This is a genomic window from Blautia sp. MSJ-9, from assembly GCF_018919065.1.
Lineage (GTDB): Bacteria > Bacillota > Clostridia > Lachnospirales > Lachnospiraceae > Blautia_A.
This window is the reverse complement of the sequence record NZ_JAHLQG010000022.1, coordinates 1-18,609: the sequence shown is the minus strand read 5'-3', so window position 1 is coordinate 18,609 and position 18,609 is coordinate 1. Positions and strand designations below refer to the sequence as shown.

At 41.5% G+C, this 18,609-nt stretch carries 17 protein-coding genes and 1 rRNA gene; 3 read left to right on the top strand and 15 right to left on the bottom strand.

Annotation, left to right across the window (positions count from 1 at the left end):
* Positions 1 to 58: 58 nt before the first annotated feature.
* Together KQI87_RS06140 and KQI87_RS06135 are read right to left on the bottom strand one after the other, a co-directional pair.
* Entirely contained in the window at positions 59 to 1,540 is a 1,482-nt protein-coding gene (locus KQI87_RS06140) for an aldehyde dehydrogenase family protein (protein WP_216459356.1), read from the bottom strand.
* 152 nt (positions 1,541 to 1,692) lie between these two features.
* Positions 1,693 to 3,063, bottom strand: coding sequence for a putrescine aminotransferase (locus KQI87_RS06135; protein WP_216459355.1), 1,371 nt, complete (start codon positions 3,061 to 3,063; stop codon positions 1,693 to 1,695).
* 368 nt (positions 3,064 to 3,431) lie between these two features.
* Here KQI87_RS06135 and KQI87_RS06130 point away from each other — a divergent pair, with 368 nt between their 5' ends.
* Complete coding sequence (locus KQI87_RS06130) at positions 3,432 to 4,187, top strand: helix-turn-helix domain-containing protein (protein ID WP_216459354.1); 756 nt, start codon at positions 3,432 to 3,434, stop codon at positions 4,185 to 4,187.
* A 35-nt stretch (positions 4,188 to 4,222) separates the two neighbouring features.
* Here the strand turns inward: KQI87_RS06130 and KQI87_RS06125 are convergent, their stop codons facing one another.
* Positions 4,223 to 5,170 (bottom strand): 3-hydroxyacyl-CoA dehydrogenase family protein, encoded by a 948-nt coding sequence (locus tag KQI87_RS06125; RefSeq protein ID WP_216459353.1) that lies wholly within the window; start codon positions 5,168 to 5,170, stop codon positions 4,223 to 4,225.
* A 258-nt stretch (positions 5,171 to 5,428) separates the two neighbouring features.
* Between KQI87_RS06125 and KQI87_RS06120 the strand changes: the two genes are divergently transcribed.
* Positions 5,429 to 6,166, top strand: coding sequence for an epoxyqueuosine reductase (locus KQI87_RS06120; protein ID WP_216459352.1), 738 nt, complete (start codon positions 5,429 to 5,431; stop codon positions 6,164 to 6,166).
* Positions 6,167 to 6,230: 64 nt separating this feature from the next.
* Here the strand turns inward: KQI87_RS06120 and KQI87_RS06115 are convergent, their stop codons facing one another.
* The 10 genes from KQI87_RS06115 to hflK form a co-directional block, all read right to left on the bottom strand.
* A complete protein-coding gene (locus tag KQI87_RS06115; RefSeq protein ID WP_216459368.1) occupies positions 6,231 to 8,045 on the bottom strand; it encodes an amino acid ABC transporter ATP-binding/permease protein in 1,815 nt (604 codons plus the stop codon).
* Between the two features lie 43 nt (positions 8,046 to 8,088).
* Complete coding sequence (locus tag KQI87_RS06110; protein WP_216459351.1) at positions 8,089 to 9,831, bottom strand: ABC transporter ATP-binding protein/permease; 1,743 nt, start codon at positions 9,829 to 9,831, stop codon at positions 8,089 to 8,091.
* Between the two features lie 44 nt (positions 9,832 to 9,875).
* A complete protein-coding gene (locus KQI87_RS06105; RefSeq protein WP_216459350.1) occupies positions 9,876 to 10,235 on the bottom strand; it encodes a nitrous oxide-stimulated promoter family protein in 360 nt (119 codons plus the stop codon).
* 1 nt (position 10,236) lies between these two features.
* A complete protein-coding gene (locus KQI87_RS06100; protein ID WP_216459349.1) occupies positions 10,237 to 10,632 on the bottom strand; it encodes a YbaN family protein in 396 nt (131 codons plus the stop codon).
* A 208-nt stretch (positions 10,633 to 10,840) separates the two neighbouring features.
* The gene (locus tag KQI87_RS06095; protein WP_128866726.1) at positions 10,841 to 11,707 is read right to left on the bottom strand and encodes a hypothetical protein; all 867 of its coding nucleotides are present in this window, start codon (positions 11,705 to 11,707) and stop codon (positions 10,841 to 10,843) included.
* Positions 11,700 to 12,599 carry a metal-dependent transcriptional regulator gene (locus KQI87_RS06090; protein WP_216459348.1) on the bottom strand — a complete coding sequence of 300 codons (900 nt, stop codon included), beginning with the start codon at positions 12,597 to 12,599 and terminating at the stop codon, positions 11,700 to 11,702. The genes KQI87_RS06095 and KQI87_RS06090 overlap by 8 nt, the downstream gene beginning before the upstream one ends.
* A 267-nt stretch (positions 12,600 to 12,866) precedes the next feature.
* The gene (locus KQI87_RS06085) at positions 12,867 to 13,301 is read right to left on the bottom strand and encodes a HEPN domain-containing protein (protein WP_118521733.1); all 435 of its coding nucleotides are present in this window, start codon (positions 13,299 to 13,301) and stop codon (positions 12,867 to 12,869) included.
* Positions 13,292 to 13,645 carry a nucleotidyltransferase domain-containing protein gene (locus KQI87_RS06080; RefSeq protein WP_008705807.1) on the bottom strand — a complete coding sequence of 118 codons (354 nt, stop codon included), beginning with the start codon at positions 13,643 to 13,645 and terminating at the stop codon, positions 13,292 to 13,294. The genes KQI87_RS06085 and KQI87_RS06080 overlap by 10 nt, the downstream gene beginning before the upstream one ends.
* Before the next feature lie 156 nt (positions 13,646 to 13,801).
* Positions 13,802 to 14,668, bottom strand: a complete 867-nt coding sequence (gene hflC / locus KQI87_RS06075; RefSeq protein WP_019160930.1) for a protease modulator HflC — start codon at positions 14,666 to 14,668, stop codon at positions 13,802 to 13,804.
* A gap of 86 nt (positions 14,669 to 14,754) precedes the next feature.
* Positions 14,755 to 15,777 (bottom strand): FtsH protease activity modulator HflK, encoded by a 1,023-nt coding sequence (gene hflK, locus KQI87_RS06070; RefSeq protein WP_330655705.1) that lies wholly within the window; start codon positions 15,775 to 15,777, stop codon positions 14,755 to 14,757.
* Positions 15,778 to 16,151: 374 nt separating this feature from the next.
* Here hflK and pepT point away from each other — a divergent pair, with 374 nt between their 5' ends.
* Entirely contained in the window at positions 16,152 to 17,369 is a 1,218-nt protein-coding gene (gene pepT / locus KQI87_RS06065) for a peptidase T (protein WP_216459346.1), read from the top strand.
* A gap of 272 nt (positions 17,370 to 17,641) precedes the next feature.
* Here the strand turns inward: pepT and KQI87_RS06060 are convergent, their stop codons facing one another.
* Together KQI87_RS06060 and KQI87_RS06055 are read right to left on the bottom strand one after the other, a co-directional pair.
* On the bottom strand, positions 17,642 to 18,262 hold the full coding sequence (locus KQI87_RS06060; protein ID WP_216459345.1) for a methylated-DNA--[protein]-cysteine S-methyltransferase: 621 nt from the start codon (positions 18,260 to 18,262) through the stop codon (positions 17,642 to 17,644).
* A 124-nt stretch (positions 18,263 to 18,386) separates the two neighbouring features.
* A 23S ribosomal RNA gene (locus tag KQI87_RS06055) occupies positions 18,387 to 18,609 on the bottom strand; the annotation flags it as partial.

Sequence of the window (18,609 nt, the reverse complement as noted above, 5' to 3'; positions counted from 1 at the left end):
TATGGATTCCGCAACAAAGCAAATGATTTTGAAAAAACACTCATCTCTCAAATAACGCTTAATGTTCATACCATCCTACAGTTCCAGGTTTCATATTAATATTGATCTGCTTAATCTCCTGATACTCTTCCAGTCCGTGAACACCCAGTTCTCTTCCGATACCGCTCATCTTGTAACCGCCCCACGGTGCTTCGTTAAAGGTTGGATTGTAGCAGTTGATCCAGGTGATTCCGGCACGGATTTCTTTGATCACATGCATGGCTCTGGAAATATCAGAAGTAAAGACTGCACCTGCAAGTCCATAAGGAGTGTTGTTTGCCATATCAATAGCTTCCTGCTCTGTTTTAAATGTCTGCACGGTCACAACTGGTCCAAAGATTTCCTCTTTTACGATCGTCATGTCGTCTGTGCATTCGTCAAAAACAGTCGGGCGGATAAAGTATCCTTTTGCGCATTCACCCTCAGTGTAACGTTCGCCTCCACATACTAATTTAGCACCTTCTTCTTTTCCTTTTTCAATACACGCCAGTACTTTCTCCATGTGGCTCTTAGAAACCATAGCTCCCATATCCGGATTATCCATCGGATTTCCGATCGTGATGGCATTGGCTTTCTTTACAAGTCTCTTGATAAACTCGTCTTTAATGCTTTCTTCTATGATAATTCTGCTTCCTGCGGAACAGATTTCACCCTGATTTAAAAAGATTCCGATCATTGCCCACTCTACAGCTCCATCCAGATCTGCATCTGCAAAGATCACATTCGGGGATTTTCCGCCAAGTTCCAGACCTACTTTCTTTACATTCACTGCTGCCTGACGCATGATACTCTGTCCAACTTCTGTACTTCCTGTAAAGGTTACCATATCCACATCTTTACTTCCTGCAAGTTCATTTCCGATGGTTCCACCAGGTCCCATAACCAGATTTGCAACACCTTTCGGCAGTCCGCATTCCTCAAAAATCTCAAACAGTTTGATACAGGACAGTACGCATACAGAAGCTGGTTTAAATACTACACTGTTTCCTGCTGCAATGGATGGTGCCAGTTTCCATACTCCCATAAGAAGCGGATAGTTCCATGGAGTGATCTCTGCGCATACACCTACCGGTTCATGAACTGTATAGCTGTGCATTTCTCCAAAACCGTAATTGACATCATAGCATCCGCCATGTGGTGTCTTGATCAGACTTGCATAATATCTGAAGCAATGTACTGCATCATCCACATCTGCCTGCGCTTCTCTGTAAGGTTTTCCCATATCCAGACAGTCCAGACGTGCAAACTCTTCGCTGCGTTCTTCCAGTTTGTCTGCGATCTTAAGAATGATATCGCCTCTTGCCTGCGAGTCCATATCTCTCCATTCTCTTGTTTCATAGAAAGATTTTCTGGCAGCTGCGATGGCACGTCTCGCATCCTCAATGGAAGCTTCTGCGATTTCTGCAAGTACTTCACCTGTTGCCGGGTTTGTAGACTGAAATGTTTTTCCTTCGCTTCCTGTTACCCATTCACCGTCAATGTATAATTTCTTTATTTCCATACGCATTTTTTCCTTTCTTATTGATCAAAGTCCTGTTACAAATTTTCCCTGACAATGCAAAAAGGGTACTATTCCGCCATCTGACGGAATATGTGCCCCTTTGCTCACAATCATGATCTTATATCTTTATTTAACTTGAATATTTTTTATAACTATTTTGTTAATCCTGCTTTTACATCTGCAAGTGCTTCATCGAATCTGGAGATTACGTCTTTGATATCCTGTTCGGAAATGACTGCTGTCGGCTCGAAACGGATAGTCTTTGCGTTAACCAGAGTTCCGGCTGTCATGACACGTCTTGCAAATAATCCTTTAGAAGTTTCATATCCAAGTTCGCATGTATGGAATTCAACAGCAAGCATCAGACCTGTACCACGAACTTCCTGAATGATCTCCGGATATTTAGCTGCCAGTTTTTCAAGACCAGCTTTCAGTACTTCACCTTTTGCTTTGCAGACACCTGGGATATCGTTTTCCAGCATGTATTTAATAGTAGCGATGGCTGCAGCGCAACATAACGGGTTTCCACCAAATGTAGGAGAACCAAGAAGCCATGGGTTTTCAACAAGCTGATCTACCCACATGGATGGTTTACAGATGATACCTGTAATAGGAAGAATACCACCGCCGAATGCTTTACCATATGTCATGATATCCGGTGTAACGCCTTCTGCTTCGCATCTCCACATTGTACCTGTACGTCCCATACCTGTCTGGATTTCATCGAAAATCAATGCTACGCCGTATTCATCGCAGATTTCTCTGACTTCTTTTAAGTATCCCTTAGGTGGAACAATGACTCCGGCTTCACCCTGGATTGGCTCAAGGATGACTGCTGCAACTTTCTCACCGACTGCTGTCAGGTTGCGGATTGCTTTACGCATATCTTCTGCATTTCCGTATTCTACATGCTGTACCTGCTGTACCATTGGTGTGTATGGAACACGGTAAGTGGATTTACCACCCATGGAGATGGCACCCATTGATTTGCCGTGGAAAGCACCTACTGTAGAAATATACCAGCGTCCGCCTGTTGCAATACGTGCAAGTTTCAGTGCCATTTCTACTGCCTCTGCACCACCGTTTGTAAAGAAGCAATACTGCAGGTCACCTGGTGTGATATCTGCCATTGCTTTTGCCAGATATCCACGAAGCGGATCCAGAAGTTCCTGAGAATGAAGTGCCTGATGATCAAGCTGTGCTTTTACTACATCCAGGATTTCTTTGTTACGATGTCCGCATGTGTAAATACCAAAACCGCCGAGGCAGTCGATAAATTTCTCTCCATTCAGTCCGTAGCAGTATGCGCCTTCATCCTGCCATTCCAGAACTGCTCCGCCTTCAGAGTCGGAAGATACAGATTTACGATATTTTAACCAGCCCGGGCTTACATAGTTGTCGAAATGATCCAGTGTTTCTTTTACCATTGCTTTTTTCTCTTCTGCCGGGATGTCCTTTGTGTCTGTTTCGATGAGTCTGATCACTCTGTCAAGATCTTTGATTACCTGTTTACTATCTGCCATAATTTCCTCCTCACTGCCCGGTCACACCGGACCTGTCCATTAATTTTCAGGGTAATAAAAAATGGCGCATCTGGAGATATATTCCAGATACGCCTTTGTATCATAATCAATATTTCTATTTTACCTGACCTTTTCTTTTCGGTAGGTGTTTTGTTTTTTAACTTGGATTTATGATACCATTTCCTGCAGGGTGTGTGCAATGGTTACTTTTTTCTATTTTCCGGTTATTTTTAAGTATGTCTACTTGTTTTTGAGTAGTTCTGATGATAAAATAATTGTAATTATTTACATAAATACTCCCCCACTTCTTAGAGCATGGAACTTATTTGATTCGGTTAAACTATTTTAAATCTTATGGAATGATAATTATGGAAAAGAATAAATTTTTGATGATCAATGACCTGATTTATGAAATATATCTGTGGAAAAATGTTTCTGATATAGATGCGTTTTTCTTTCAGAGACTGAAAATGATCGTACCTTTTGAATACGCCAGTCTGTTTCTCCATGATGAGACTGCTGATAATCCTTTTTCTCTTGGAAATCCGATCTGCTTTCCTTCTTCTTTTCAGAAAGCAGAACTTCAATATACACAATTTGCAGGTGAGGATGAACTCCTGTGGATCCTTCATGGAAAAGAATCCCAGCTGATCCGGGAAAGTGCAGTGCTGGACGAGGAACATCGTCTGAATTCTCCTCTTTATCTCAAGTGTTATCGCAAGTATAACATTTACGACAGTCTGCAGTATACGATTGTTTTTCAGCAGAAGTTCCTCGGTGTTCTGACTCTTTTCCGGACACGGCCAAATGGGACTTTCGTATCCGATGATATGTTTTATCTGCGTGCAGTTGCCATGCATCTGAATCCGGTACTGCATCGGATGATTTTTGAAAAATCTTCTGAAAATCCGGCAGGAATATCCGGGCTGGCCCAGTTGTCAGAATATCATCTGACTGCCAAAGAAACCGAAATACTGAAATGTCTTCTGAATTTTCAGGACAATGAAGAAATTGCGGAGACTCTGCATATTAAAGAAACCACTTTAAATAAACATCTGCAGAATCTTTTCCGCAAACTGGAGGTACGGTCACGCTGGGAACTTTTGCGTAAACTGCGTACATAATAAACTTTCCAGATTTTTAGGTCAACTTCTCCCGTTTATGCCAGTAATTCTTTTTCGGTTTTCAGAATGCCAAGGATCATAGCATCTCTTGTCTTTTCTTCATTGACAAGGTCTGATTCCTGGTATTCATAGAAGCCTTTTCCTGTGGAGATTCCGTTATTTCCTTCTTCTACCAGTTCATCCAGGAGATGATTTTCGCTCTTTTCATCAGAAAGATCTGAATACAGATATTTTGCTACAGAATTAAATACAGACAGACCACCAAGATCTGCAATCTTAAATGGACCGGAGCAGGTGTAACGCAGACCATTTCCATACTTGATGGTACGGTCGATGTCTTCCGGATCTGCCACACCCTGTTCTACCAGATAGGTTGCTTCACGAAGCAGTGCAAACTGAAGTCTGTTGGACAGGAAGCCTTTTACATCTTTTTTCAGAAGTACAGGTTCTTTTCCCATATCTTTGAAAAGAGTGTAAAGAGTTTCACATACTGTCTGATCTGTTTTATCCCCTTTTGTGATCTCTACCAGTGGAATGATATGCGGTGGGTTCAGGAAATGGGTTCCGCAGAATCTTTCCGGGAATTTTATGAATTCGCTGAGCTGGTTTATTGAAATTGCAGAAGTATTGCTTGTCAGGATCGTATCTTCCGGTACAAGTTCTGATATTTCCTCATAGAAATTCTTTTTCAGATCCATAATCTCCGGGATTGCTTCAATGACCAAATCTGCATCTTCAAAACATTTTTTATCTACTGTAAACTGGATTTTTTCTTTTATCTCATCTGCGGTCTGGCTGGTCAGACGTCCATTTTCAACCAGTGCTGCCAGACTTTTATCGATTACTTTTCCCGCTTTATCAAAATCTTTCTCTGCTACACTGTAAAGGACTGTCTCAATCCCATACTCTGGAAACATCAGGCTGATTCCAGCTCCCATGAGTCCACCACCTGCTACAACTACTTTCTTTATTGTTTTTTTCATCGGTCTGCCTCCTGATCTGTTCTTGTTTTTCCTCCATATATGTCGGCGGAATTTTGTTTGCATACAAGATAAACCTTATCTCTAAATGAGAGTCAACCCTGATTTTAACAGTTTTTTTGCTCTGATTTTGTACATAATTCTGGTTTTTCGGATTAAAAGTCCGATTTTTTGTACAGATGCAAAGTCCGATTTTCCCTTGACTCTATCATAAGAACAGATTATATAATAGATTCATATTTATTTTAAGGAAGTGATCCCATGACATTAGAGGAAGAAATACGGGAATTGATCTGTGTAATGGTTAAAAATCATCCGAAATCCGCCTATTACCGCGAACCGGTGATCGGATTTGCCAGTGCATCTGATCCTCTTTATGATCAGTTAGATGAACTGATCGGAAATCCCCAGATTCACCCAAAAGATATGCTGGATGGAGCGCAGACTGTACTTGTACTGTTTCTGCCCTATTCAGAGGTTATTTATAAAGATATCAAAGGCGAATGCAAAACCTCCAGCGTCTGGTCTGATGCTTATATGCATACCAATGAACTGCTGGATCATATCATGCGCCAGGTTCAGAATCTTCTTGAAATGAAAGGCTACCATAGTGTCACTGAACCACCTACTGAAAATTTTGACCATGTATCAAAAACTGCACGGTGGGGGCATAAATCTAACGCCGTAATCGCAGGGATCGGGACTTTTGGTCTGAATCATCTGCTAATCACCAAGAGAGGCTGTCTGGGCAGAATGAACAGTCTTGTCACGGATGCGTATATTACTCCTACCAGACGTACGGATCATCAGTACTGCCTGTTTCATCAGAATGGAAAATGTAAAGCATGCATTATGAACTGTCCATCCGGTGCCATTTCTCCAGATGGAACTATAGACAAGAAAAGATGCGCTGCCTATCTTGAAGGCAAAAATATCCATGACTGGCAGCAGGGATGCCCGCAATGTTCTTTGGGACCATGTGCACTGAAGGGATTTTAGCGGACAAAATCATCTCCGCTTCGCTACTTATTCATCTATTCTCTTCTAAGTTCTGATATCAGGCTCATGAAATCCTGCCATCTTTCATTTCGAATACGGTATCAACGATATTCATAGTAGATTTTCTGTGTGATACAAGTACTATTGTCTTTTTCTCTGCGGCTTCCCTCAGGGATTTCAGAATGATTCCTTCATTCAGGGAATCCAGATTTGAGGTTGGCTCATCCATAAGTATCAGCGGACTGTCGTGCAAGAATGCTCTCGCGATTCCGATTCTCTGTTTCTCGCCGCCGGATAAGGTATCACCCAATTCGCCAACTTCTGTGTCGTAGCCTTTCGGAAGTTTCATTATAAAGTCGTGAATAGAAGCTTTCTTTGCTGCTTCGATGATTGCCTCTCTGGAAGCTCCCGGGCTGCCAACTGCAATGTTATTGGCAATGGAATCGTGGAACAGATGAGTTTCCTGTGTCACGTAGCTTTCCATGTCTCGCAAATGTCTGGTTGGGATTTTTCTCACATCTTCGCCGTCTACAGATACACTTCCCTCGTTTACATCCCAGAAACGCATGAGCAGTTTCAGGAGTGTAGACTTGCCGGAACCACTGGCTCCGTGGATACCGGTGATCTTGCCTGGCTCCAGTTTCAGTGAATAATCATCCAAGATTGTTTCATTTTCATAGGCAAAGGTAACATTATTTGCTTCCGCACCTGAAAATGCATTTCCTCTGCACATTTCTCCACCTGCAGAAATACCACTTAAAATGTTTTTTTCATTTTTGGTAATATCATCTGTCTCATTCGAAATAGCAGACATATTTTCGGATGTCATTTTTATATGCATATCTTCCGAAATTTCTTCCACCATCGGTGTTTCTTCCAGTAAAGACAGAACTCTTTCCCCACTGGCCAGTGTCTGATTCAGGTTATTGGACAGACTGGATAACGATACCACCGGTCCAAATGATCCCATCATTGCAATGGTACAGGTCAGGATTCCCTCGAATCCGATCTCTCCTTTTCCATAAAGCCATACAGTCAGTGCCAGCATTCCAAAGGATGCCAGCAGAATCACCAGATTGGTAAATGATCTCTGAGCACCTTCCATTTTACTTAATTTCTCCTGCATTCCCGCAAGACTCCTGGAGCGCTCAGACATTTGTTCTTTTCGTTTCTCCCCCTGATCGTACTGGATTGTTTCATCCAGGCCACGAAGGGAATCTAATACAAAGCTGTTCAGTTCCCCGAAATTTGTACGGAATTCCATTCCCATCTGGCTTCCACGTCTGCCGTTCCACATAGGGATCACGATTCCCACGATCATATAAGCGGCCAGCGCCAGAAGTCCTGTCAGCCAGTGATATCTTCCGATAAATATCACCATGATCAGAGAAGTCAGGGTTGCAATGGCAATCGGTGATATTGTGTGTGCATAAAACACTTCCAGAAGTTCGATATCTGTTGTAATGATAGAGATCAGGTTTCCCTTGTCCCGGCCTTCCAGCTTCGCAGGACAGAGTTTTCGCAGTGCTGCAAATACTTTGTAACGGATGATCGCCAGAAGTTTAAATGCAATAAAATGATTGCAGTATTGTTCTGCATAATGCAGGATTCCGCGGAGAACTGCTATGATGATCATTACAGTTATGATTGTTTTTACACTTCCTGTACCTCCGGCTATAAGCCCATGTACAATTACCTGTCCTGCAAGAATAGTCAGAAAAATAGCACAGAGATATCCGGCTGTTCCCAGGATGATTGCTGCCAGCATGATATGAAGCAATGGTTTCACCAGACCGATCAGACTTCCCATAATTGAGATAGCACTTCTGCGTTTTTTCGTTGCAGCCGCTCCATATGATGCTGTGCTCTCATTCACCATCTTCTTTTGTACTGTACTTTTCGGCATATTTTTTTTATTCGTATCAGACATCCAAAGGTTCCTCCTTTCCATAGTTCTCCAATGCCATCTGGTTGTCATACAGATGTCTGTATTCACCATTCAATTGCATCAGCTCTTCATGTTTTCCACTTTCTTTTATTTCCCCGTCTTTCAGGAAATAAATCTGGTCGGAATTTACCACATTTGCCAGTCGATGTGAGATCAGAAGTACTGTCTTTGTTCTTGCAAGTTGGTGGATCACCTCCATGATCAGTTCTTCACTCTCCACATCAATATTGGAAGCAGCCTCATCAAAAATATATACTGCCGAGTCTTTCAGTAATGCTCTGGCAATCGCCAATCTCTGGCATTGCCCGCCGGACAGGTTGCCGGCTTTTTCCAGAAGTTTTGTCTGCAGTCCGTCCTGGGTCTGCAGAAATCCCAGAAGATTTACCTTCTCAAGAACTTCCTTCATTTCCGCTTCTGTTGCATCCGGTTTTGCCATGCGAAGATTCTCCTCTACAGTTCCTTTAAACAGATAACTGTTATGGCGGACCAGTACCACATGTCTCATCAGATTCGTTTCCTTCACCTTGGAAAGCGGCACACCGCCAATGGTAATCTCTCCGGTAAATCCTCTGTTCTTTGCAGAAATGATCCCTGCGATCGTACTCTTTCCGCATCCGGATTCTCCTACCAGAGACACAAAGCTTCCCGCCGGAAGGTACAGATCGATTCCTTTTAAAATCTCTCTGTCTTCTTCATATGCGAAATGTACATTCTTAAAGGAGATATCCAATGATCCATCAGGCAAAATCTTCTCTCCTGTCTGTGGTTCCGGTAAATCTAATATTTTAAAAATCTTGTCACTTGCTGCCATACCATTCATCGCAATATGGAAAAAAGATCCCAAAAGTCTTAATGGCAGAAAAAATTCACTTGCCAGAAGAACTATACATAAAGTTCCGGAAATGCTGATATTTCCTTTCAGAAATTCAGATACTGCCACTGCCATACCAATTGCTGCGCCGCCATATGCCACAATGTCCATCACGCTGGTAGAATTCAGCTGCATGGTCAGCACTTTCATGGTAATTCTGCGGAAGTTCTGGGATTCCATGTCCATCTCATCTGCCTTCTGCTGATCTGCCTGATAAATTTTCAGAGTTGTCAGTCCCTGCAGATTTTCCAGAAAAGAATCTCCAAGACCTGTATAAATGCTCCAGTATTTATCCAATAACTTTTTCGCGATTTTCTGTACTGCTACAATGGAAACCGGAATCAGCGGTACACAGATCAGAAGAATCACACTGGCTTTCAGGCTTACTCTGCTGAGAATGACAAACAGTGTCACCGGTGCGATCAGACTGTAAAATAACTGGGGAAGGTATTTTCCGAAATAAGTTTCCAGCTGCTCTACACCTTCTGTTGATACCTGAACTACTTCTGAAGAAGATACCTGTTCATTGTAAGATGCCCCAAGTTTCAGCATCTTTTCATAAATTTTTTCGCGCAGGATACGCTTCACATCCACGCATGCCAGATAGGATGATCTCGCCCCCATCCGCTCACAGACAAACCGGACGATCACTACAAAAATCAGCGTAATGATTGTTCGCTCAACCGCTGCTGTTGTCACATTCTGATATACGACTTTTTCCAGTAAATCTGTGATTGATAAAACTGCCAGCACCTGTGACAGAAGTGCTGCCCACTGCCACAGGATTGTATACACAATATACTTTTTTGCATGGGATAACAGTCCCACCAGTCTTGTTTTTATCATAAGTTTTTTACCTTTTTATGCCCCTTTTGAGTTAATTGCTTATGTTACTTTCCTGCATCTTCTTTCTGTCTACGCTTCTCTTTTTTGCTGCATATCAGATGCCAGACTGCAAGAATCGGATGATACATGATTATCCTCGGTCCTGAGAATCGCATTACCTGGCGGATCTGTTCTCTTTTCTCAGGTTTATAGCAGTGTACCTTACAGTTTGCGCAGAATGTCTTCTGCTCCATAAATGGACATTTCTGGCTTCTGAGCTTTGCGTAATCAGAGAGTTCCTGACAGGCAGGGCACATCTGTCTGCCCTGACGTTCTTCTTTGGAATGATTTTTCCGGCAGTACAGTTGGATCATTTCTTCCACAACGTGCTGCTCTCTCTGACGTTTCTTTTCCACTTTGTTCATGTTATTCTGCACCTTCCAGTATTTCTTTTTCTGTTTTTACTCTCAAGAAAAAATACAATACATGGCAGATCCAGACCACGATCAGACAGATTCTGCCAATCGGCACATTTTTCATACATAAAAATCCTATGCCCATGATTACAGTTACCGTTCCCATGATGCGGAGTTTTGTTCCCATGGTCATGGCTCTTTTCTGCACAAAACTGTCAAGATGTTTCCTATATAAATTTGTTCCAAGAAACCATGAATGAAGCTTCTCTGAACTATTGGCAAAAAAGAATAACGTTGCCATATAAAATGGAACCGTGGGCAGGATTGGCAGTACAATCCCCACCGTTCCAAGCCCAAGACACAAAAATCCCAGTATCATCCAAAAGATTTTGAGTGTATGTTTCATAATTTTCTCCATCCTTTTCTCTATCTGGTTATCTATTGCTAACCGTCAGGTCATTGTATCAGTACTATTGGATTAGCGTCAACTAATTTTTGCAGTTTCGTTCCTTATGAGAACGGTTTATGAATTTCTGAAATACCTGTAAAATCAGCTTTTTGTCATAATTGTGCATAATAAAAAGGCCGAACTTTCTTCATTTCGACCTTTAATCCTACATCCAGAATGTCAGCACTGCTGTACTCTCCGGCATATGTGCGTTTCCAATATTACAGGCAACAGTAATGTGAACTGTGCCCTTTACATTTCCCATCCTCCCACGGAAAAAATGACAGGCACTGAGCGGAATTCTCAGATGTCCGTCCTTTATAACCGCTTCATAAAGCTGTCCCTGCTTCTCATATTTCAAAGAAGAAATATGTCCCCACATCTTGGTTCCATCAATCCTGGATCGTCCGTTAACCTCCCGGATTGTCAGCTCCAGCCAGCTTCCGCGTGTATTATTTCGAATAAGTGCAAGATGCTCAAATCCCTGATGAGCCATGGAAATCCTGGTTTCACTGTTTCTGCTCATCTGATGAACCGCAATCCCAACCTGAAACTTTCCTTTCTCCAATATTTTCTCAATAAAATATGCATTCGACTCCCTGCTGTGCTGACTATCTCTGGCATCTTCCTGACTCTTATCCTGTTTCTCTATATGCTCTGCAGTCTGCCTCCCATTCCTTATCATATTCCTGAGCAGATCATAATCTACATTCTCAATCAACTGCCGCATTTTCTCAGGAATCTCTTTTTCCGGAATATTCATTGCTTTCAGATACAGTTTCACATCCCGCAGAAGTTTCTTGTAAATCAGTAAGGCATGCGTTCCCTCGGCAGTAAACTCATATTTCTCCGTCAGATATCCTCTCTCCATGCACTCTTTAAAGAAACGACTGACCGGTCCATGACTCACCCCACAGATGTCTGCGATCATTGTAACACTTCCACGCTTTTTCCCCACCTTTTCCAGTTCCATAAGATACTGGATCTGAAGCATTGAGGGATGCAGAAGATCCACACTATCCTGTTTATTCATGCCCCTTATCCTCCGACTTCCAGATATGTACATCAAGTTCCCGGCTGTTCCAGTCAACAGGCTTCTCACCTTTTCTCGTAAACGCAATCAGCGCGACTCCCTCTATGATCGGATCTTGACATCGGGTTAGAAACTTAAATGCACCAGATGGTATCCGGGGATTTCCCATTCTCTCTTCCGCCTGTATCCATCCCTGTTCCGGATCTTTGTACCATAAATTCTGAGCTGAAGCCTCACCTTCCCTTTTGATCAGTTCAAAACTGCTCTCATCTTCTGTAACATGCAGCCGGATATTCTCAGAAAAACGTTTAAATTCCCTGGCAAATCTTCTCGGATACGTCTTCTCTATCTGGTAGATTCCCATAAGAAACTGATAACTCCCCGGCCGGTACCAGCTACGCAGATCCGACTGCTTCAAAATCCTCTCAAAAGTATCTCCATAATCCACAAAATTGCAAATCTGCTGAACCGTCTCCTCACTAATCACATGCTCCATACGACAGGCATCCTCTTCTGCCTTCTCCTCTGAAACACCCACAAACTGCAGAAACTGCCTCAGAATTTCATGACGATATTGAAATTCCTCACCTGTAATCTTCCCAAGCTCTGTGAGAAAAATCCCTGATTCAGCTTCTTTCCCCTGTAATCCTATATACGTCTCTTTCTCCCCGACAACATATCCATGATTTTTTAATTGTTTCAGACAAAAATTAACTTCTCTTCTGCTCATATTCATACGGCCACATAACTCCTCAACCGTAATCTCTGCTCCTGCATTCGCGATCAGACAAATCTGCTCTAACATGTCTTCCTCAATCTCACGTCGTGAAGATGGAAGCTGAATATTCGTTTCCTTTATTTCTTTAAAATCAGTTTGCATCCGTTTTCTCATTTTGATCCCACCTGAATTATTCTATAATAATTTTCTCTCCAAGTACCTTATATCAAAAGGTTAGTTTTGGCTAATTTGTATTATATGAACAATTCTGCGTTACTGTCAAGCCAATTCTGTGTTTCTGTTTTTTATACAAACTGATTGATTGTTACTGTTCACACACCACTATCCCGAGACATACAAGCCAAAATTCCATTGCCGCAGGCAATCTGGAATGAATTTTGGCTACGTTACTGAGAACGGAGTGAACAGTAACGATTGATTTTATACCTCACCCTTTTTTAACTTTTGTTCTAACTCTAAAACTTCTGTTCTGCACAATTCTATTGCATCATTACAGGTTTCCACATCATCACCATCTATCTCTATGCTATCGTCACCAGGATATCTGGTTGAAAAATAGAAACCATCTATCATTCTCATATGTGTCTGCGTATTTTTTGAAAACTCTGCTCCCATATTTCCTTTTAGAAATTTCATCAATCTGTTCAGACTATGTGTACGCAAAATATTTTCAAAATCTTTCTGTTGTATAGCATCATCCGGTTTATAGTATTCTGAGATCAGATGCTTCATATATTTTTCGCATATTCCCTGCGCCATGGCACCCATCATATTTGCAACTATCCCCGCATCATAAGAGGCTTTAAAATATTGAAAATCATTTTCTGCAAAATCAAAATAACTGTTCAAGGCCATATCTGAATTCCTTCCTTTCGCACATTTGTATAATACAGCATTTTGTTCCTTTTCCAGTCATCGCCAACTACAATTTTCAGATCCGTTTCTGCATCATCCAATTCCTCAGAGGATACTTCTGATTTTAGAAGATAAAGATATTTTTTAAGTTCCGGCCGGGAGCGGAATGACTCTGACAGTTCCAGAAACAGATCAACATCACTGCTATATTTCTCTTCTCCCCGTGCACAACTGCCATACAGATATATTGTCTTAATATAAGGCCTTATGCATGATGACTGAATAGTTCGTAAAGCATACTCCGCTGCATCTCTCTGCCGTTTTGATCTGATACATGTCAGCATTTTCTATCCCTCCGTTTTCTCTGTATATTATTTCCAGATTATACTTACATTTTCTGCTTCAGGATTTCTTTGTAAAAAATTATAACATTCCTTATCTTCTATGTCTATCTTCCATTTATTTGGTGAAGAATTAGAGTGTATTATTGTTACTTTCTTTTATTTTCCTTCAAAGATCTGAGCGATCGGTGAATCTGCAGACAGTATCACTGTTTTGTCCTCACCTTTCATAGATGTTTTCAGCGCATCCAGGCTTCTTACAAATGAATAAAACTCACTCCTGTCCTCTTCTCCATAAGCCTGCGCAAGGATTTTCATATATTCCTGCTCACCCTCTGCCTCCAGAATCTCTGCCTGTTTTTTGGCATCGGAAATCTGGATTGCTACTTCTTTGTCTGTTTTATTTCGGATCACCTTTGCTTCGGAGTTTCCCTCTGCCTTGTAAGTCGCTGCAATATTATCTCGTTCAGAAATCATTCGTTCATACACAGCTTCCTTATTATCATCCGGCAAATCCAGCTGCTTGGTTTCAAATTTGAGAAGTTCGATTCCATACTGATCCATGTTTGTTCCTATTGCCTCCATAACCATATCAGACAGTTCTCCGTCACGGCTTGTGATCACCTGATCCTGTGACATACTGCTGATCGCATTTTTGGTGGCATTATACACAGCAGTATTAATTCGGCTCTCACCACTTTCCACAGAAGAGTTTAATGTCTGTGCAAATTTAAGCGGATCGCTGATTTTCCAGAGAACATAGCTGTCGCTAATCATCGTTTTCTTATCTTTTGTAATTACATCAGATGCTGCCAGATCATACAGCAATGTTTCCTTTGGCAATGACTGTGTACTCTCTATAAACGGAATCTTAAAACTGATTCCCGATGAGCTGATCACCCTGTCAACCTTACCAAACTGGCGTATTAGTTTGTATTCATTTTGCTGAGTTACTGTTACCGATGCTCCGACAGCTACAACTGCTGCAGCCACACCAATTAATATTCCAACTTTCTTACCTTTCATATATTAGTCCTCTCCAAATTATATCTCTATTCTCCGTATTTCTTTTACTAAAACACCTTTTATATGAAATATTTTCTGTCATTTCATTATTCGTTCTCAGAATCATTTAAATCTTGTGTGTCCTGAGCAGGATCTGTGTTCTGTGTCTCTGTCGGATTCTCTGAACCGTTCCCTGTAAAAGAATCTAACGGCAGAACCTTCTGCACTCCATCTCCATTATCAATCACAATCTTCATTCCCGGCAACACATCTTCCATTGTCTCATAGAACATACGCTTCTTTGTGATCTCCGGATTCTTTACATATTCCTCGTACATGGCATTAAAACGTGCAACCTCAGCTTCCGCTTCATTAATCCTTACCTGTTTCTGCGCCTCAGCATCCTGAATGATCTGGTCTGCTTCTGCCTCAGCCTCCGGAAGCTTTTCGTTTCTGTATTTATTGGCATTATTCAAAGCAGTTTCTTTTCCCTGCTTGGCAGTTTCTACTGCTTTAAATGCTTTCATAACTTCCTGTGTGGGCGGTTCTGAATCCTGGATTGTGATATTCACAAGCTGGATTCCCAGATCCTGTTCCTCCATCTGTTTCAGTATCATTTCTTTGATCTTGCTCTGGATTTCACCTTTTCCGGTTGTAAGTACTTCATCCACATCATAACTTGCGATTACTGTACGGATACAGCTTTGAGAAATATTTTTTAGAATATCTTCCGGTTCCTCTGAATTATAAAGATATTTTACCGGTTCTAAAATTCTGTACTCAACAAAGAAATCTACATCAATAAAGTTATAATCCGAGGTAATCATAATGCCCTCATTCTCAACCACCGAATTATCTCCCATACTATATCCAATAGGAAATCCCTGGATCGTTGTATTTACTTTCTGTACTTTCTGTATAAAAGGAATCTTAAAATGCAGTCCTGTTTCTGCCACTGCCTTCGGCACTCCGAAAGTTGTCAATACTGCCTGTTCCTGCTCCTGGATCTGATAGGTAGCATCTCCTGCAAGCCCTGCAATAATCACCAACCCTGCTGCTCCTATTACAATACGTTTCACATGTTTTCCCGGCTTCTGTAATTTTTTAAATGGATTTACTCTTTCGTTCACTTTTCTCCTCCGTTTCACCATTTGGCATAATTAAATTTTTTGCTTCTAAAAATTTCTGAAGAAAAGAAAAAGACTTTCATTTCAGACATAACATGAGCTCTTCTCTTAATGTCTAAAACAAAAGTCTTGCCGATTATATCATAATGCGGGCATTCTTAATCTGCCGTTCTGACGCATTTATGTACCATTTATAGGAAAAACAAGTCCAGTTCTTCATAACGATGGCCGCTACTCCCTTTTCTTTGAGTAGCATCATATCATAACCATTTACAAAATGCAAGAAATATTTTCACGTAAGCTCAGTGACATGTTATACTTAACATACAATGCTGAGTTAAAAATATGTGGCTCAGTCCAATATCAGGAGGTTTTTCATGAAAGCATACGAACGCTTATTATCTTATGTAAGAGTTTTTACTCCAAGCAGTGAAGAAACCGGCACTTCCCCTTCCACACAGTATCAGTTTGACCTTGCCAGACAGTTGGTTCAGGAATTAAAGGAACTGGGGGTGGAAGATGCCAATGTAGATGAACATTGCTACGTCTATGGACATATTCCGGCAACCCAAGGATATGAGTCCCGCCAAAAACTGGGCTTTATTGCCCACATGGATACAGTATCTGATTTCTGCGATCACCCGGTTACTCCGGTTGTTACTCCGAATTACGATGGCAGAGAACTTGCACTTGGAACCAGCGGCAGAATTCTCTCTCCAAAAATGTTCCCACATCTGTCCACATTAAAAGGAAGAACTCTCATCACTTCCGACGGAACTACCATACTCGGTGCGGATGATAAAGCCGGTGTTGCAGAGATTATGACCATGATCGAACACCTGAACAACGGAACTATTGCTCACGGCCCAATCTCTGTTGCCTTTACTCCGGACGAAGAAATCGGAATGGGTACTGACCATTTTGATATAAAGAAATTTAACGCAGACTATGCATACACTCTTGATGGCGATACAGAAGGAGAAATTCAGTATGAAAACTTTAATGCAGGACGCGCAGTAGTTGAATTTACCGGCGTAAATGTACATCCCGGTTCTTCCAAAAATACAATGATAAATGCAGCATTGGTTGCTATGGAATTTAACTCCATGCTTCCCGCCGCAGATACACCAAGAAATACAGAAGAATATGAGGGATTTTTCCATCTTGATGCCATGAACGGTAATGTCTCTACAGCAATGCTGGACTATATTATCCGTGATCATGATGCAGCTTCCTTCTCCTGCAGAATCAAAACACTGGAACACATTGCTAAAATTCTTAACGAAAAATGGGGGGAGGGTACTGTAAAACTTACGGTTACAGAGCAATACAGAAACATGAAGGAAATTATTAATACCTGCATGGACCTGATTGACTGCGCAACCGCAGCCTGCAAGGAATGTGGAACTCCTGCACTTATTACTCCGATTCGTGGTGGCACAGACGGTGCACGCTTGAGCTTTATGGGTATTCCATGCCCAAATCTCGGAACCGGTGGACACGCTTTCCATGGTCCTTATGAACACATTACTGTTGAAGGGATGGACATCGCTGTTGAAGTAGTATTAAAGATTATTGAATTATTCTACAAATAATTTCTTATTTAACCAAATCAAGCAAGACCCTCGCTGCCGGCTAAGGTAACAGCGAGGGTCTCATTAACATATCTATGTTGGTTGAAACAGGAAACTTACTTGACTTAAATCAGGCGGATATTCACAATCCGCTTCTCTGTCTGCTCACAAGAAAGAATTCTGTTTACAGGAGTCTCACCGCCTTAATTATATTTAGAAAAAATTTTGAGAAATGACAACTCTGTCAATAAATTTCTTCTACTATCTGACGGCAGAATCATAAAATTTTGCCGTCAGATTCCATATTTTTTCAAATCAACTTTTCCATCCTCTACTTCTATTCCATCTGCTTCCAAAAGCTTTGCCTGCTCACCGGCTCCGCCGAAGGCAAATTCTCCTGCAAGTTCGCCCTTTGCATTTACAACACGAAAGCATGGGATATGTTCCGGATCGGGGTTCTTGTGGAGAGCATTTCCCACCGCTCTTGCCATTCTGGGATTGCCAGCCATCTCCGCAACTTTGCTATAAGTTGCAACGTGACCCTTTGGTATTTTTTTGACTGCCTCATAGATTCTTTTAGTTGGGCTATCTGTAACCAAGTCATAACTTTCGGATATCATCCTTTTTATATCTTTATCCGGTATACTTCCGTCCAAAATAAGCGTATTCCAGTGTTCCTTATTCTGATGATATCCCGCAATTACTGAATCATATGCGCTACGCCAGAAATCACGCCACTGTGGATCTACCTTTACATTCAGATTAATATATCCATCCCTTTCATAAATCCAGAGAAAAGCCTTTTTACTTCCTCTGACTCTTACTAACTGCCAGTTCTGGTCATGAAAAGGTTTTTCTTCATATACATTTTTAAATGATAGTCCATATTTTAATGCTTCTTCCCTTGTTTTCATATTCTTTTATTCCTTCTTTTTATATTTAGGCACAAAAAAACCAGCTATCATCTAGCTGGTTTTAGTATATCTTCAAAACTACATACATGTCAACATTCCCTGAAAATCATTCTTCCTGCGATTCTTGGTCAAGCCCTCACCCGATTAGTAACAGTCAGCTCCATGTGTTACCACACTTCCACCTCTGCCCTATCTACCTCGTCGTCTTCAAGGGGGTTTACTTCTTAACGAATGGGATATCTCATCTTAAGGGGGGCTTCACGCTTAGATGCCTTCAGCGTTTATCCCTTCCGGGCTTGGCTACTCGGCCGTAGACTTGGCAGTCTAACCGATGCACCAGCGGCCCG

Bases quoted from the DNA above. Each gene is read 5' to 3' on its own strand.
- KQI87_RS06115 (WP_216459368.1), bottom strand. From the start codon at position 8,045: ATGGTGAATGAGAGCACAGCATCATATGGAGCGGCTGCAACGAAAAAA.
- KQI87_RS06090 (WP_216459348.1), bottom strand. From the start codon at position 12,599: ATGAGAAAACGGATGCAAACTGATTTTAAAGAAATAAAGGAAACGAAT.
- KQI87_RS06110 (WP_216459351.1), bottom strand. From the start codon at position 9,831: ATGATAAAAACAAGACTGGTGGGACTGTTATCCCATGCAAAAAAGTAT.
- KQI87_RS06085 (WP_118521733.1), bottom strand. From the start codon at position 13,301: ATGGCCTTGAACAGTTATTTTGATTTTGCAGAAAATGATTTTCAATAT.
- KQI87_RS06095 (WP_128866726.1), bottom strand. From the start codon at position 11,707: ATGAATAAACAGGATAGTGTGGATCTTCTGCATCCCTCAATGCTTCAG.
- KQI87_RS06100 (WP_216459349.1), bottom strand. From the start codon at position 10,632: ATGAAACATACACTCAAAATCTTTTGGATGATACTGGGATTTTTGTGT.
- KQI87_RS06130 (WP_216459354.1), top strand. From the start codon at position 3,432: ATGGAAAAGAATAAATTTTTGATGATCAATGACCTGATTTATGAAATA.
- KQI87_RS06080 (WP_008705807.1), bottom strand. From the start codon at position 13,645: ATGCTGACATGTATCAGATCAAAACGGCAGAGAGATGCAGCGGAGTAT.
- KQI87_RS06140 (WP_216459356.1), bottom strand. From the start codon at position 1,540: ATGGAAATAAAGAAATTATACATTGACGGTGAATGGGTAACAGGAAGC.
- hflC (WP_019160930.1), bottom strand. From the start codon at position 14,668: ATGAAAGGTAAGAAAGTTGGAATATTAATTGGTGTGGCTGCAGCAGTT.
- KQI87_RS06135 (WP_216459355.1), bottom strand. From the start codon at position 3,063: ATGGCAGATAGTAAACAGGTAATCAAAGATCTTGACAGAGTGATCAGA.
- KQI87_RS06105 (WP_216459350.1), bottom strand. From the start codon at position 10,235: ATGAACAAAGTGGAAAAGAAACGTCAGAGAGAGCAGCACGTTGTGGAA.
- KQI87_RS06060 (WP_216459345.1), bottom strand. From the start codon at position 18,262: ATGAAAACAAGGGAAGAAGCATTAAAATATGGACTATCATTTAAAAAT.
- KQI87_RS06125 (WP_216459353.1), bottom strand. From the start codon at position 5,170: ATGAAAAAAACAATAAAGAAAGTAGTTGTAGCAGGTGGTGGACTCATG.
- KQI87_RS06120 (WP_216459352.1), top strand. From the start codon at position 5,429: ATGACATTAGAGGAAGAAATACGGGAATTGATCTGTGTAATGGTTAAA.
- pepT (WP_216459346.1), top strand. From the start codon at position 16,152: ATGAAAGCATACGAACGCTTATTATCTTATGTAAGAGTTTTTACTCCA.